Annotated in this window: 11 protein-coding genes and 5 pseudogenes; all 16 read right to left on the bottom strand. The window is 59.5% G+C overall.

Annotated features, from left to right (window positions below):
• A pseudogene (locus PACILC2_RS16290) lies at positions 1–419 on the bottom strand (hypothetical protein); the annotation flags it as partial.
• Between the two features lie 196 nt (positions 420–615).
• Positions 616–1,101 (bottom strand): TP0910 N-terminal domain-containing protein, encoded by a 486-nt coding sequence (locus PACILC2_RS16285; protein ID WP_213529526.1) that lies wholly within the window; start codon positions 1,099–1,101, stop codon positions 616–618.
• Positions 1,102–1,478: 377 nt separating this feature from the next.
• Positions 1,479–2,089, bottom strand: a pseudogene (rnhB, locus tag PACILC2_RS16280) (ribonuclease HII).
• 40 nt (positions 2,090–2,129) lie between these two features.
• A complete protein-coding gene (gene ylqF / locus PACILC2_RS16275) occupies positions 2,130–2,999 on the bottom strand; it encodes a ribosome biogenesis GTPase YlqF (protein ID WP_062492547.1) in 870 nt (289 codons plus the stop codon).
• A 47-nt stretch (positions 3,000–3,046) separates the two neighbouring features.
• Positions 3,047–3,553: a signal peptidase I gene (gene lepB / locus PACILC2_RS16270; RefSeq protein WP_372447150.1), complete on the bottom strand. Its 507-nt coding sequence runs from the start codon at positions 3,551–3,553 to the stop codon at positions 3,047–3,049.
• 26 nt (positions 3,554–3,579) lie between these two features.
• Positions 3,580–3,750 carry a hypothetical protein gene (locus tag PACILC2_RS16265; protein ID WP_213529524.1) on the bottom strand — a complete coding sequence of 57 codons (171 nt, stop codon included), beginning with the start codon at positions 3,748–3,750 and terminating at the stop codon, positions 3,580–3,582.
• 134 nt (positions 3,751–3,884) lie between these two features.
• A complete protein-coding gene (gene rplS / locus PACILC2_RS16260; RefSeq protein WP_062492545.1) occupies positions 3,885–4,226 on the bottom strand; it encodes a 50S ribosomal protein L19 in 342 nt (113 codons plus the stop codon).
• A 204-nt stretch (positions 4,227–4,430) separates the two neighbouring features.
• A pseudogene (locus PACILC2_RS16255) lies at positions 4,431–4,861 on the bottom strand (Hsp20/alpha crystallin family protein).
• Between the two features lie 75 nt (positions 4,862–4,936).
• Complete coding sequence (gene trmD, locus PACILC2_RS16250) at positions 4,937–5,710, bottom strand: tRNA (guanosine(37)-N1)-methyltransferase TrmD (protein WP_213529520.1); 774 nt, start codon at positions 5,708–5,710, stop codon at positions 4,937–4,939.
• 4 nt (positions 5,711–5,714) lie between these two features.
• Positions 5,715–6,239, bottom strand: coding sequence for a ribosome maturation factor RimM (gene rimM, locus PACILC2_RS16245; RefSeq protein ID WP_062492542.1), 525 nt, complete (start codon positions 6,237–6,239; stop codon positions 5,715–5,717).
• Between the two features lie 98 nt (positions 6,240–6,337).
• Positions 6,338–6,568, bottom strand: coding sequence for a KH domain-containing protein (locus tag PACILC2_RS16240; RefSeq protein WP_062492541.1), 231 nt, complete (start codon positions 6,566–6,568; stop codon positions 6,338–6,340).
• Positions 6,569–6,593: 25 nt separating this feature from the next.
• Positions 6,594–6,866 carry a 30S ribosomal protein S16 gene (gene rpsP / locus PACILC2_RS16235; protein ID WP_062492540.1) on the bottom strand — a complete coding sequence of 91 codons (273 nt, stop codon included), beginning with the start codon at positions 6,864–6,866 and terminating at the stop codon, positions 6,594–6,596.
• A gap of 192 nt (positions 6,867–7,058) precedes the next feature.
• Positions 7,059–8,435: a signal recognition particle protein gene (gene ffh / locus PACILC2_RS16230; RefSeq protein ID WP_213529518.1), complete on the bottom strand. Its 1,377-nt coding sequence runs from the start codon at positions 8,433–8,435 to the stop codon at positions 7,059–7,061.
• Complete coding sequence (ylxM, locus tag PACILC2_RS16225; protein WP_372447149.1) at positions 8,425–8,823, bottom strand: YlxM family DNA-binding protein; 399 nt, start codon at positions 8,821–8,823, stop codon at positions 8,425–8,427. Before ylxM ends, ffh begins: the two co-directional genes overlap by 11 nt.
• 310 nt (positions 8,824–9,133) lie before the next feature.
• Positions 9,134–10,185: pseudogene (gene ftsY / locus PACILC2_RS16220) on the bottom strand (signal recognition particle-docking protein FtsY).
• Between the two features lie 66 nt (positions 10,186–10,251).
• A pseudogene (gene smc / locus PACILC2_RS16215) lies at positions 10,252–13,832 on the bottom strand (chromosome segregation protein SMC).
• Between the last annotated feature and the right edge of the window lie 90 nt (positions 13,833–13,922).

Raw genomic sequence — 13,922 nt, 5'->3', positions numbered from 1 at the left:
TGCGCGGCTTGCGCAGGCAGCCCTTGCGGCGGCGTAGCGGCGCCTTGCGCCTGCGCGGCTTGCGGCGCATGCCCGGCAGCCTGCTGCTGTTGCGCTGCGGCCTGTTGCGCGGCTCCGTGCAGCGGCGTGCGAAACAGCAGTTGGCGTTCGTAATCGACGCCAAGCCACTTCAGCAGCCGGCCGAGCCCGTCGCCGCCGGTAGTCTGCGGACGCAGCGGCTCCGTTGCCGCGCCGTCAATCTCCGGCGCCGCGAGCCCGGCAGCGGCGGCGTGACCGCTGCCGGCGGACGGCCCGGCGGGGGCGGAGCCGTTTTTCGCCGCCGACGTCTGAGCCGATGCGGCAGCGGGATACGCTTCCGCCGGCCCGGCGGTGCCAGGCGGCCGCAGCAGCGGCGCTCCTTCGGCGAGCAGCGCCAGCACCCGCTGCGCGGCGGGGGAAGCTCGCGCCCCGTTCCGGCCGCCGCGCCGCCCTGCGTTCGGGGGGCGACTCCGGCTTCCGTACCGTCGGTTCCGCTCCCCGCGGCAAAGCTGCGCAGCTGCGACTCCAGCTGTGCGATCAGCGCATGTACAGGCTGACCGTATAGAGCCTGACGCAATGCGGCGACGACGCTTGGCGTCAACGAAAACCGCGGTTCAGCCCTTCCGCCGCGGCACGCATCCATAGGTGCGCATCTTCGCCCGGAGGCATGAACGAAGCGGCCCGGGCGAGCGCTTGCGCATGCTCCCGGGTCAACAACCCATCGCGGCGCAAATCGCGGACAAACTCGGCGGCCCATTCCTTGTCGGGCAATCCGAGCGCCTGCAACCATTCCTTGAGCTGACCCGGAGACGGCGGGAGAACGGCCGTCTCCGCCGGCCTCAGCACGATCAGCGACCCGGTGGATTCAGGCTGAACCTGAAGCATGGCAGCCGTTCCGGCAGGAAGCGGAACGGCCAGCTTCGCCCGAACCTGCACGCCGTTCATTTGCACCAGCGCTTCGCCGTTTTCTCCGGTCTGTACGATGACGCCTCTCACGATCTGGCCGGCTTTCAGCTCCAGTAGACGACCGTCGCCGGCCTTTGTCTCTCCGAGCAGCCCGCGCATGAGCTCACTGATGTTCAATCCTGTCGCACCCCGCTTTCTATAACTTTTTATCGGCCACTTTTCGCATTCGTTTTACCGATTTATCCAAAATATTACGCTTAGCCCGGCGCATTGGCGGAACCGCAAACGTTTTCAATCGGACGCTGCACGAATCACACCGCAAGACCACACGGCCCGCCAGCCCAACTCCAAGGCCCTATTCCCTCACACTACACGGCCTCACAGCACGCCGGCGCATCGATTCCCTCACGCCACCCAGCTATACAGCACACTAACGCACCTCCAGGGCCCTATTCACCGCGTCATCCCGGCCACAGCCCGCTCATGCCCCTCCCACCGGTCCGAACGCAAAAAAAAAACGATACGCGGCAGCTTGCCGGGTATCGGAGGCATGATCAGAACAATACCTGCTGCTCGGCAAACAATTTGCCGAGAAATGACGTCCGGTGCATCGGACTTGGACCGTATTCGCGCAGCTTCTCGCGGTGGAGCTTCGTCGCGTAGCCTTTATGTATGGCGATGCCGTATTGCGGATAAAGCATGTCCCATTCATTCTCGCACAACCGGTCCCGCGTTACTTTGGCGACGATCGAGGCCGCCGCTATCGATTGGCTGAGCGCGTCGCCATGGATGACCGCCAGTTGGGCGGTCGGAACGTCCACTTGCTCCGCATCGACAAGCAAAAAATCCGGCGCCGTTCCAGACCTTCGACCGCCTGCTTCATCGCCAGCCTCGACGCCTGGCGAATGTTGATGCGGTCGATCGTCGCCGCGTCGACCCGCGCCACCGACCAGGCGACCGCATGCGCTAAAATCGTATCGTAAAGCTCTTCCCGCTTCTTTTGCGACAGTTTCTTCGAATCGTTAATGCCTTCAATAACGAGATCCCGGGGCAAAATGACCGCGGCGGCGACGACATCCCCGAACAGGCAGCCTCTGCCGACCTCATCGACGCCGGCCACCCGCTCGTAGCCCCGTTCCCACGCTGAAAACTCGTAGTCCAGCATATTCCTCCCCCGAGTAGATGCCGAAGTCTCTGGCGCGCTTTTACAAGTCGTCAGGCGACTCCAGCGTAATGCGGCCCAGCTTGCCGGCCCGCAGCTCCCGCAAAATAATGCCGGAAGCTTTCTCCAGATCTACGCGGCCGCCGCTGACGAGGCAGCCCCGCTTGCGCCCGATATCCTCCATCACACGGACGATTTCTTGCGGATCGTCCAAGTCTGCGGGCGGTTGTTCGATGCCGAAACGCTTGCTGAGCGCGTCCCAATATCGTCCGGACAGCTCCCGGATCGCATGAAACGCCACATCTTCCACATTCAAAATCTGCTCTTTGATCGCCCCTGTCATGGCCAGCCGGTAACCGACCAGTTGGTCCTCGAACTTCGGCCACAATATGCCCGGCGTATCGAGCAGCTCCATCTCCGAGCCGACCCGGATCCACTGCTGGCCCTTCGTCACCCCGGGACGGTCTCCCGTAATGGCGACGTTGCGGCCCGCCAGCCGGTTAATGAGCGTCGATTTGCCGACGTTCGGTATACCGACGATCAGCGCGCGGATCGCCCGGGGATTCATTCCTTTCGCCCGCTGGCGTTCTCTCTTTTCATGCAGCAATTCTTTCGCCTTTGACGCGATGTCCCCGATCCGGGTGCCGGTGTTGGCGTCGACTGCCACGCTGGCCAATCCTTTCGCGGCAAAATGGGCGATCCACTTATCCGTCTCGCGCGGATCGGCCAAATCGGCTTTCGTCATGACGACGAGCCGCGGTTTGTTTCGGAGAATATCATCCACCATCGGATTTCTGCTGGAAAGCGGAATGCGGGCGTCGAGCAGCTCGATCGCGATGTCGATCAGCTTCAGCTTCTGCTCGATTTGCCGGCGGGCTTTGGTCATATGACCGGGAAACCACTGGATAGTCACGGCATCACCTCAACGCTTTCTTCCGGTTCGCTTTATTTTCGTTCTCGTTAATGGTTGACAAACGCCAGCTTATTAAGCGGCCAGAAAATGAGATCGGCCCGGCCGACGATTTCTTTCTCGGACACAAACCCGATCATCCGGCTGTCCTGGCTGTTGGATCGATTGTCCCCCATAACAAATATCGAGTCCTCAGGAACGGTGTCCTCTTTCACCCAATCGTTCGGGAAATTCGGACCGCCTTCATTGTACAGCGTTCCCCGTGCTTTCGCTTCCGCGATCGCTTCCCGCAAGTACGGCTCTTCCACTTTCTCGCCGTTAATGTACAGATCGTCGCCTTCCAGCCGGATTCGGTCGCCGGGAACGCCGATGACGCGCTTGATGAAGTCGCGGCCTTCTTCCGGCACGTGGAATACGATGACCTCTCCGCGCTTGGGCTCCCGGATATCATAAATGATTTTGTTGACGATAAGCCGTTCCCCGGATTCGAAGTTCGGCAGCATCGAAGGGCCTTCCACTATAAATGGCGCGAACAAAAACCAGCGTATGACAAACACGAGGATGCCGGCAATGACGAGCGCCTTTAACCATTCCAGCGCTTCCTTGCCCGCCTTGCTGGCGTTCGCCTTTTGCCGGACTCCGCCGTCCGGCTGCCGGCCTGGGAGAACGCCCCGTCACCTTGACCGGTCTGTCCGGCCGTCTCCAGCGGACGCTCGTCCGACTCCACACGATCGGTATGTCGCTGCTGATCCATCCATCAAGCCTTCTTTCTTGCCGGAATAAGAATAAACTCCTGCCGGAATGTTTCGAAATGAGAGAGCGGCATCCGAAAGCCGCCTATGAAAACGAAAAGGGACTTGTTTGTGCAAGCCCCCTTGACGTTTGTCCTTAGCGGATCTCTTTAATTCTTGCGGCCTTACCGCGCAGATTGCGCAGGTAGTACAGTTTCGCGCGGCGAACTTTACCGCGGCGAGCCACTTCGATCCGGTCGATTTTCGGCGAATGCAGCGGGAACGTTCTTTCCACGCCGACACCATACGAAATTTTACGAACCGTAAACGTTTCGCTGATGCCACCGCCGCGACGCTTGATGACGACGCCTTCGAAAAGCTGAATCCGCTCGCGGGATCCCTCGATGACTTTTACGTACACCTTCAGCGTGTCGCCGGGACGAAAGCTGGGAATGTCTTTGCGCAGTTGCTCTTGCGTAATCTCTTGCAAAATACCCACCAGGATTCCCTCCTTCCCCAACAGACGTTCATATAAGCTCGCCCGCACTTCCGCGTGCGGGGTCATGGCCGATAGCGGACCGTCCGACTAATACAGACAACACCAGAAATTTTACCACAACTCCTGGCAAAACACAACTAAAACTATGGGCGCATCTTTATTCTTGAACGTTTTATTCCCGCTGTCTCGATAATGTCTTCAAACCTAGTGAAAATCGATGTCGATCCGTTTTTCGGCTGCTGCAGCTTCGGCATACGAATTTCAAGTACACCGTTTTTATAGCTCGCTTTCACCGCATCTTCATTCACAGCCGCGGGAAGCGTTATCGAGCGCTGAAACCGTCCGTAAAACCGTTCCTGATGGTAGATTTGCTCCTCTTTCACCTCATGCGAACGGTTGACTGTCCCGGAAACGGTCAACACGTTGCCTTGTACGTCAATATCGATATCTTCCTTCTTTTCCAGACCGGGCAGCTCGCACGTCGCCACGATTTCGTCGTCGGTCTCATGCACGTCGATCCGGTGCGACAGGCGATGTTCGCCTCGAATAAAGGAGGGGAGCTCGTTGAACCAGCGGTCCAAATCGCGCCTCCAGCTGTCCAGATTGCGGAACGAATCCTGGGGAATCAATGACATCGTGAATTACCTCCTTAGGGAAATGACGCCTTAACGGCGATTCCAACATAGTTTGTCAAAAATGTAAGGAGTTATTCAACCGTCAGACTTTTGCTCGTTCCGCTCCCGGCACGCCCCTTCGTTCCGTTCGACCGATGCCAGCCATTCCCGCTCCTTGTCGGTCAGTTCCGCTTTTTCCAGCAAATCCGGACGACGCCGCAGCGTGCGCAGCAGCGACTGTTCCCGCCGCCAAGCTTCGATTCGTCCGTGATGACCGGACATCAGCACTTCCGGCACTTCCCAGCCGCGAAATACGGCCGGACGCGTATAATGCGGATATTCCAGCAGACCGGTGCTGAACGAATCGGTCACCGCCGACGTTTCGTTGCCCAGCACGCCGGGGAGAAGGCGCACGACGCTGTCGATGACGACCATCGCCGGCAGCTCGCCGCCTGTCAGCACATAGTCGCCGATCGACAGTTCGTCGGTGACGAGATGCTCGCGAATGCGCTCGTCGTAGCCTTCATAATGGCCGCATATGAACACCAGATGTTCCGCTCGGGACAATTCCTCGGCTTTCCGCTGCGTGTACGGCTCTCCCTGCGGACACATCAGAATGACGCGCGGCGGCTTCGCCGCTCCTTCGGTCAGCGCTTCCACCGCCGCGAACATCGGTTCCGGCTTCAGCACCATGCCGCCGCCTCCGCCATAGGGGGCATCGTCAACCGTTTGATGCTTGTTGTTCGCATACTCGCGGAAATTGATCGTCCTCAGCTCGACGATGCCTTTCTCCCGCGCCTTCCCCAAAATGCTCGTCCCGAAAACGCCTTCGAACATTTCCGGAAACAGCGTCAACACATCGATTTTCATCCGTTCAGATCAGCCCTTCCAGCAACCGGACCGTCACTTTGCGCTCCGCGACGTCCACATCGAGTACGACATCGTCAATAACCGGCAGAAGAACGGGCTTGCCCTTGCCCGGCGGACGTTTGACAACCCAGACGTCGTTGGCGCCGGGAGTCAATATTTCCGCCACTTCGCCAAGCGTCTCGCCGTCCTCCGTCACGACGCGGCATCCGATAATTTCGTGATAGTAATACTCGCCTTCTTCCAGTTCGACTTGATCGTCCCGGGACACTTTCAGGCTCCAGCCTTTATATTTCTCCACATCATTGATGTTGTCGAATCCGTTCAGCTTGAGGATATAAACATTTTTGTGAAGGCGGGAGCCGGCCACCTCAACCGGCACCGCCGTGCCGCGCTGCTCGTCAAGCAGCGTGAGCCGGCTGCCGGGCGCAAAGCGAACGTCGGGGAAATCGGTCTGCGATAAGACTTTGATTTCACCGCGGATGCCGTGGGTATTCACTACTTTGCCTACCGTTAACCATTGGTCTGCCATTGCATGTTCCGCCTTTCGTTCCAAACCGTTCCTTCTATATTGGACGAAAAAGGGTTAGGACATTCATCCTAACCCCTCGCGCCGCAGTTGCCCGCGCCTTACGATATGATGTCGACGATGACACGCTTCTGAGACTTGACGGCGGCGGATGACACCACCGTGCGCATCGCCTTGGCGATACGCCCCTGTTTGCCGATCACTTTGCCGATATCCGACTCGTGAACGGACAGCTCATAAACGGTTCCACGGTCGTCCTCTCGCTCATTGACGCGCACATCTTCCGGATGATCCACTAAAGCCTTCGCTATGACAAGAATTAATTCTTTCATCTCAAGGCCCTCCGCTTTTCAACAGTTATTTCTGTTGCTTCAGCTCATGGAACTTGGTCATGATGCCTGCTTTGGACAGCAGGTTGCGAACCGTATCGGAAGCTTGCGCTCCGTTTTGGAGCCATTTCAGCGCTTTTTCTTCATTAATGTTCACTTGCGCAGGCTGCGCAACCGGATTGTACGTGCCGATTTCTTCGATGAAGCGACCGTCGCGGGGCGAACGGGAATCGGATACGACGACACGGTAGAACGGCGCTTTGTGCGCACCCATACGTTTCAGACGAATACGAACTGCCATGATTTTCACCTCCTTAAAAGGTTTCACGAAGTGAAACCTTTCTTCGTAAGCATCCGCTTAGGTTTCACGAAGTGAAACCTTGCTTCGTAAGCGCGCCGAGCCCTCGGCGGCGCCCGGATAAGGCCCTGCAGGGGCGCTATGCACGGGCAGCACCCTCAGCTGCGCCGGAACGCCCGTCGAATGACGCCCGTCTCAGCCGAACGGGAACTTGAACCCTTTGCCCATTATTCCTTTGAGCCCTTTCAGCCCGCCTTTCGGGCCTTTCGGTCCCATCATGGATGAAAACTGCTTCATCATTTTGCGCATATCGTCAAACTGCTTGATGAGCCGGTTCACATCCGCAATCGACGTTCCGCTGCCCGCAGCGATACGGCGGCGGCGGCTATAATTCAAAATTTCGGGTTTGCGCTTCTCTTCCTTGGTCATCGACCGGACGATCGCCTCAACCCGTCCGAGCTGACGCTCGTCGACCTTCATATCTTTAAGGCCTTTCACCTTGTTCATACCGGGCAGCATCTCCAGAATCTGATCCAGCGGACCGAGCTTGCGCACCTGCTCCATCTGCTCCAGAAAGTCGTCGAACGTAAATTCGGCGTTGCGCATTTTGCGCTCCATCTCCGCCGCCTTGTCCGCGTCGATCGTCTGCTGCGCCTTCTCGATCAGCGACAGCATGTCGCCCATGCCGAGAATCCGGGAAGCCATCCGTTCCGGATGGAACGGCTCGAGGGAATCGATCTTCTCGCCAAGCGCGGCGAACTTGATCGGGCAGCCGGTTACGGCTTTGACCGACAGCGCGGCGCCGCCGCGGGTATCGCCGTCCAGCTTCGTCAGTACGACGCCCGTCAGCTCCAACTGCTCATGGAAGCTCTTCGCCACGTTGACGGCGTCCTGTCCGGTCATCGCGTCGACGACCAGCAGCACCTCGTCCGGCTTCACCGTCTCATGGATTTGCTTCAGCTCTTCCATGAGCGCTTCGTCAATATGCAGCCGGCCGGCGGTGTCGATGATGACGTAATCGTTGCCGTTCTCCTTCGCGTGCTGCAAAGCGGACCGCGCGATTTCGACCGGCGATACCTGATCGCCCATCGCGAATACCGGCGCCTTGATCTGCTCGCCGAGCACCTGGAGCTGCTTGATCGCCGCAGGACGGTAAATGTCGGCCGCGACGAGCAGCGGCTTGTGGTTGCTCTTCTGCAGCAGCCGCGCCAGCTTGCCGCTCGTCGTCGTCTTCCCGGCGCCCTGAAGCCCCACCATCATAATGACGGTCGGCGGCTTGGCGGCTTTGGCCAGTTTGCTCTGCGTGCCGCCCATCAGCTCGGTCAGTTCCTTGTTGACGATATCGACGACGACCATGCCGGGCGTGAAGCTCTTCATGACTTCCTGGCCGACCGCCCGTTCCTTCACCTTGGCGATGAAATCTTTCACCACCTTGAAGTTGACGTCGGCCTCGAGCAGCGCAAGCCGCACTTCGCGCATCGCTTCGTTTACGTCTTCCTCCGACACTTTGCCTTTGCCCCTCAGCTTGCTGAACACGTCCTGCAGCCGGCTCGTTAACCCTTCAAACGCCATGTTCGTTCACCACCGTTTTCCCTATTTGCTCCGACTGCTTCAGCCCTTCCGCAATTTCGAGCAGCCGCATCCGCGCTTCGCTATTCTCCGGAAGCAAACCGGCAGTCTCCTCCAGCTTGCCGATCCAGCCGACGAGCGAATTATGCCGCGCAAGCAGCCCGAGCTTTTCCTCGTACGATTCCAGCATCAGGCTGGCGCGCTTCACATGCTCATAGACCGCCTGGCGGCTGATACCCGATTCGGCGGCGATTTCACCGAGGGTGAAGTCGTCATGAAAATAATATTTCAGAAACGTTCGCTGCTTGTCGGTCAGCAGCGGCTCGTAAAAATCGATCAGCATATTGATCCGGTTCGTCTTTGCAAGGGCATCCGGTTCGCGCACCGTCATAACAGCCGCTCCTTCCGTCAAGGGATAACCCTTTACACCTTCGCATTACCTCATCTATATTACCGGATCGACTGCAAGGTGTCAAGATTTGAACCTTGTCACTCTGTCGGAGCTTCGGACAGTCGTCCGGCGGACGATCTGTGCTCTGTGCGGCTTACCGTTCAACGTCCCGATCCGTCGACCGGCGGAACGGCCAGCGCGGCTTTACCGTTCATCGTCGCGATCCGTCGTTCGGCGGAACGACCCCACGGCTTTACCGTTCACCGTCGCGGTCCGTCGTTCGGCGCGGCCCGTTACGACCAGCGCGGCTTTACCGTTCGCCGTCGCGGTCCGCTTCGGCGCGGCCTGCGTCGTCCCGATCCCCCGCATCGCGTATCAGTCCGGCGAACAGCGCATGGACGAACTGCTCGGAATCGAACTGCTGCAGATCGTCCATCTTTTCGCCGAGCCCGACGAATTTGACCGGCAGCTTCAGCTCGTTGCGAATCGCGATGACGATGCCGCCTTTCGCGGTTCCGTCCAGCTTCGTCAGAACAAGACCGGTGACACCGCTCTTCTCGCCGAACAGCTTCGCCTGGTTAAGCGCGTTCTGGCCGGTCGTCGCATCGAGCACAAGCAGCACTTCATGCGGCGCGCCGGGGATTTCGCGCTGGATAACGCGGAAAATTTTGTTCAGCTCTTCCATCAGATTCGTCTTGTTTTGCAGCCGTCCCGCCGTATCGCACAGCAAAACATCGACGTTTCGCTGCTTCGCCGCCTTGACTGCGTCGAACATGACCGCGGCCGGATCGGAACCGGACTGCTGCTTGATGACATCGACGCCGACCCGCTGTCCCCAAACTTCCAATTGCTCGATCGCCCCCGCCCGGAACGTGTCGCCGGCCGCGAGCAGAACGCTTTTGCCTTCGCTCTTGAAGCGGTGCGCCAGCTTGCCGATCGTCGTCGTCTTGCCGACGCCGTTGACGCCGACGAACAGGATGACCGTAATGCCGCTGTCCGCCATGCGCAGCCCCGGATCGCCGTCTCCTTTCAGCAGTTCGACAAGCTTCTCCGACAATATCGGCTGCAGCTCGGACGCATCCTCGATCTTCCGCTTCCTCACTTCCGCCCGCAGGTCGTCGATCAGCTCCATCACGGTATGAACCCCGACATCGGCGCCGATCAAAATTTCCTCGAGCTCCTCATAAAACTCCTCGTCGATTTTTTGCGCCTGGTAATCAATTCTTCGACGCGTTCCACGAAGGCGACCCGCGTTTTGGAGAGCCCTTCCTTGAATTTGTTCGTCACCGCCTCGGTTTTCGCCGAGATGCTTTCCTTCAGCCGTTTAAAAAACTCATTGTACGCACTTCTCCTTACGTTCAGTCATTGCGCGCCTTTCGCCGGACCGTCCGACGCGGCCGCTTTACGCGCGTTTGCCCGCGCCTTGGTTTATGCCGGCTCCGACTCCGCTCCCTCGTCCTCGAGCCGCACCGACACGAGCTTGGAAACGCCGCCTTCTTCCATCGTTACGCCGTACAGCACATCCGCCTCTTCCATCGTCCCTTTGCGGTGGGTCACGACGATAAACTGCGTTTCTTCCGAAAATTCCCTTAAGTACTGGGCAAAACGCGACACGTTCGCCTCGTCGAGCGCCGCTTCGACCTCGTCGAGCACGCAGAACGGAACCGGCTTGACAAGCAGGATGGCGAACAGCAGCGCGATAGCGGTCAGCGCCCGCTCGCCTCCGGAGAGAAGCTGCAAATTTTGCAGCTTTTTGCCCGGCGGCTGGGCGACGATATCGATGCCCGTCTCCAAAATGCGGTCAGGCTCGACCAGAATCAGATCGGCCCGCCCGCCTCCGAACAGCTTGGAGAATACGACGACGAAATGGCCCCGAATCGCTTCGAACGTGGCGCGGAACCGCTTCGCCATCTCCTCGTCCATCTCGCGGATGACCTGATACAGCGCCGTTTTCGCCTCGATCAGGTCGTTCTTCTGCTCGTTCAAAATTCGTACCGTTCTTTCACCCGCTGATACTCTTCGATGGCGCCCAGATTCACCTCGCCGAGCGAAGCGATCTGGCGCTTCAGCTCGCGCACTTCCTGCTGCGTCGCGGGCACGTCTTCCGGCACGGGGTAGCGCTCCCGCGCCAGCTCGTAGCCCAGCTCGTAATCCTCGCTCAGCTTGCGCAGCAAATTTTCCAGCTCGACATCGAGCCGGTTGACGGCGATTTCCGTTTGCCGCACGCGCTCTTCGACCTGCCTCAGCCGCACGCGCTGCTCCTTCGTTTCGCTTTCGCCCTGCTCCAACCCGCGCAGCATGTCCGCCCGCTCGGAACGCTTCAGATCGGTCTTCTCCGCGCATTCGCGCTTCTTCAGCCCGAGATGATTCAGCTCCTCGATCTGCTTCACCGTTTCTTCCTCGTTGCGCCGCTGCTCCTCTTCCTGCTGCGCGAGCAGCTGACGCAACCCGTTCAGCTCCTCCCGCGAACTGCGGATATCGGTGCGAATACGAGCCGCCTGCTCCTCGTACGATTGCTTCTCCTGATCGGTCTTGGCCAGCCGGATTTTCAGGTCGGTCAGCTGCTCCTGGAGCTCCTCCTTGGCCGACTCGCTCGCTTTGCGCCGCATTTCCGCGGCGCGGATCTCCTCTTGAAGACGCTCCTCCTCGGCAGCCAGCTCGGCCAACCGCTTCTCCGCTTCGTCAGCCGAACGGCGCAGCTGCTCGCGCTCCTCCTTGTGCCCGCTAAGATCGGCATCGAACAGCTTGCGCTGGTCCTCGAGCTGCTTCGCCTCGTGCTCAAGCTGCTGAAGCTCGGCGCGGATCTGCTGTTCCTCGATGCGCCGCTTCTCGCCGGCTTCCCGGTTCGCATCGATGTTCTGCTGCCGGATCGACTGCTCCTTGCGCAGATCGTCCAGCTTGTCCCGCAGCTTGCCGATCTGCTCTTTCGTCCCGGCGATGTCGCGATTGAGCAGATCAATCTGGCGCTGGCGGCCCAGCAGATTCGCTCCCCGTTTCTGCAAGCTTCCGCCGGTCATCGAACCGCCGGCGTTGACGACGTCGCCTTCCAGCGTCACGACCCGGTAGCGGTAGCCGCACTTCGCGGCGATCCGGTTGGCATGTTCCAGCGTATCGGCGATCAGCACGCTGCCAAGCAAGTTTTGGACGATCGAAGCATATCTCGGCTCGCACTCGACCAGCTCTGCGGCGACGCCGACGAAGCCGTCCGCCCCGGCGGCCAGCCGCTTGTCGCTCTCCGGCACCTGACGGCCGCGTATGACGTCAAGCGGCAGAAACGTCGCCCGCCCGAGCTGCCGCTGCTTCAGAAAGGCGATCGCTTCGCGAGCGCTCCGCTCGTCCTCCATGACGATATGCTGCAACGCGCCGCCGAGCGCGGTCTCCACGGCGATCTCCAGCTTCTCGGGAACCCGGATCAGCTCGGCGACGGCGCCGTGCACGCCGGACAATCCGCCCGACGTACGGCGCGAAGCTTTCAGCACCTCGCGGACGCCCTGCATGAAGCCGTCGAGCGCGTCCTGCATCTCCTTCATCGTGTCGCGGCGGGAAATAAGCGCCTCCAGCTTCTGCTCCCATTGGCGCAGCGTCCCTTGCGCCTCTTCCAGCAGCTTTTGCACCGACTGGTACTGCTGCGCCTCCTTGGCATACTGCCGCCGAAGCTCCTCGATCTCCGCCAAGGTGCGGTCCAGCCGCTCCTTCAGCTCGGCGCGCCGCGCCGCGACCTTCTCGTGCTGCTGCAGCCATTTCGTTTCCTCTTCGGACAGACGCTCCAGCCGCCGCTGAATCGTTTCGTCCTGCTGCCGCGCATAGCGGATTTCGTTACGCAGCTGGGCCATCGTGCTGAGCACCTCGAGCAGCTCGCCTTTGAGCGTCTCCTCCGCCTTCATGCCCGCGCCGCCGAGCGCGCCGAGCAGCTCTTTCTCTTCGCGCTCCACCGCTTGCCGCAGCTCTTCGAGCTGCTGCTCGAGAGAAGCGGCCTTGCCGCGAAATTCGGCTTCCTCGCGAATGAGCCCGGCGATTTTGCCGTCCATCGCGGCGATCGATTCCTCAAGCTGCTTCCGGTTCTGCTCCAGATTGCGCTTCCGTTCCTTGAGCACTTCCCCGTAGCCTTCGCACTTCTCGTACTCCTCGCTGTACTTGAGCATCGTCTCGTGCAGCGCTTCGATGTCCTGCTCCAGCTCGCGAAGCCGCTGGCGATCCTTCTCCAGCAAGGCGTCGTGCTTGCTGACGACCGTAGAGAGCGCCAGCTCCTCCTCCTTCAGCTCGGTCAGGCGGTCGTTCGTCTCCTTCCAGTTCGCATGCGCCTGTTCGATCTGATAGACGTACATCGAAATTTCTTTCGTTTTCAGCTGTTCCTTCCATGCCTTGTACTGGAGCGCCTTGTCCGATTGTTCCTTTAGCGGTCCGACCTGATCCTCCAGCTCGGATACGAGATCGTGGATGCGCAACAGGTTCTGCTCCGTGTCATCGAGCTTCCGCTGCGCTTCGCGCTTGCGCGATTTGTACTTGACGATGCCGGAAGCTTCCTCGAAAATGCCCCGCCTGTCCTCGGAGCGGGTACTCAATATCTCTTCGATGCGGCCCTGCCCGATAATCGAGTACGCTTCCTTGCCGATGCCCGTATCCATAAACAGTTCGGTTATATCCTTCAGCCTGCACGGCTGCTTGTTGATCAAATATTCGCTCTCGCCGCTGCGGTGAACCCGCCGCGTTACGGTCACTTCCTGATATTCGAGCGGGAGCGTGCCGTCGGAGTTGTCGAGCGTCAGCGACACCTCGCCATAGTTGACCGCCTTGCGCGCGTCGCTCCCGGCGAAGATAATGTCTTCCATCTTGCCGCCGCGCAAGCTTTTGGCGCTTTGTTCGCCAAGCACCCAGCGAATGCCGTCGGAAATGTTGCTTTTGCCGCTGCCGTTCGGCCCCACCACCGCCGTAATGCCGCGCACGAATTCCATTTCCGTCTTGTCGGCAAACGATTTGAAACCCGATAGCTCTATCCGTTTAAGGAACATGTTTTGTCCTTCACCTCATCGCCTATTGTACACTATATTCCGAGCAAAAGGACAGGTGATTGAACCGCATTCTGCGCCTTGTCCGGAAAA

The sequence above is a fragment of the Paenibacillus cisolokensis genome (genome assembly GCF_018403665.1).
Taxonomy (GTDB): Bacteria; Bacillota; Bacilli; order Paenibacillales; family Paenibacillaceae; genus Paenibacillus_AH; species Paenibacillus_AH cisolokensis.
The sequence above is the reverse complement of the archived record's forward strand: the minus strand, read 5'-3'. Positions and strand labels throughout refer to the sequence as shown.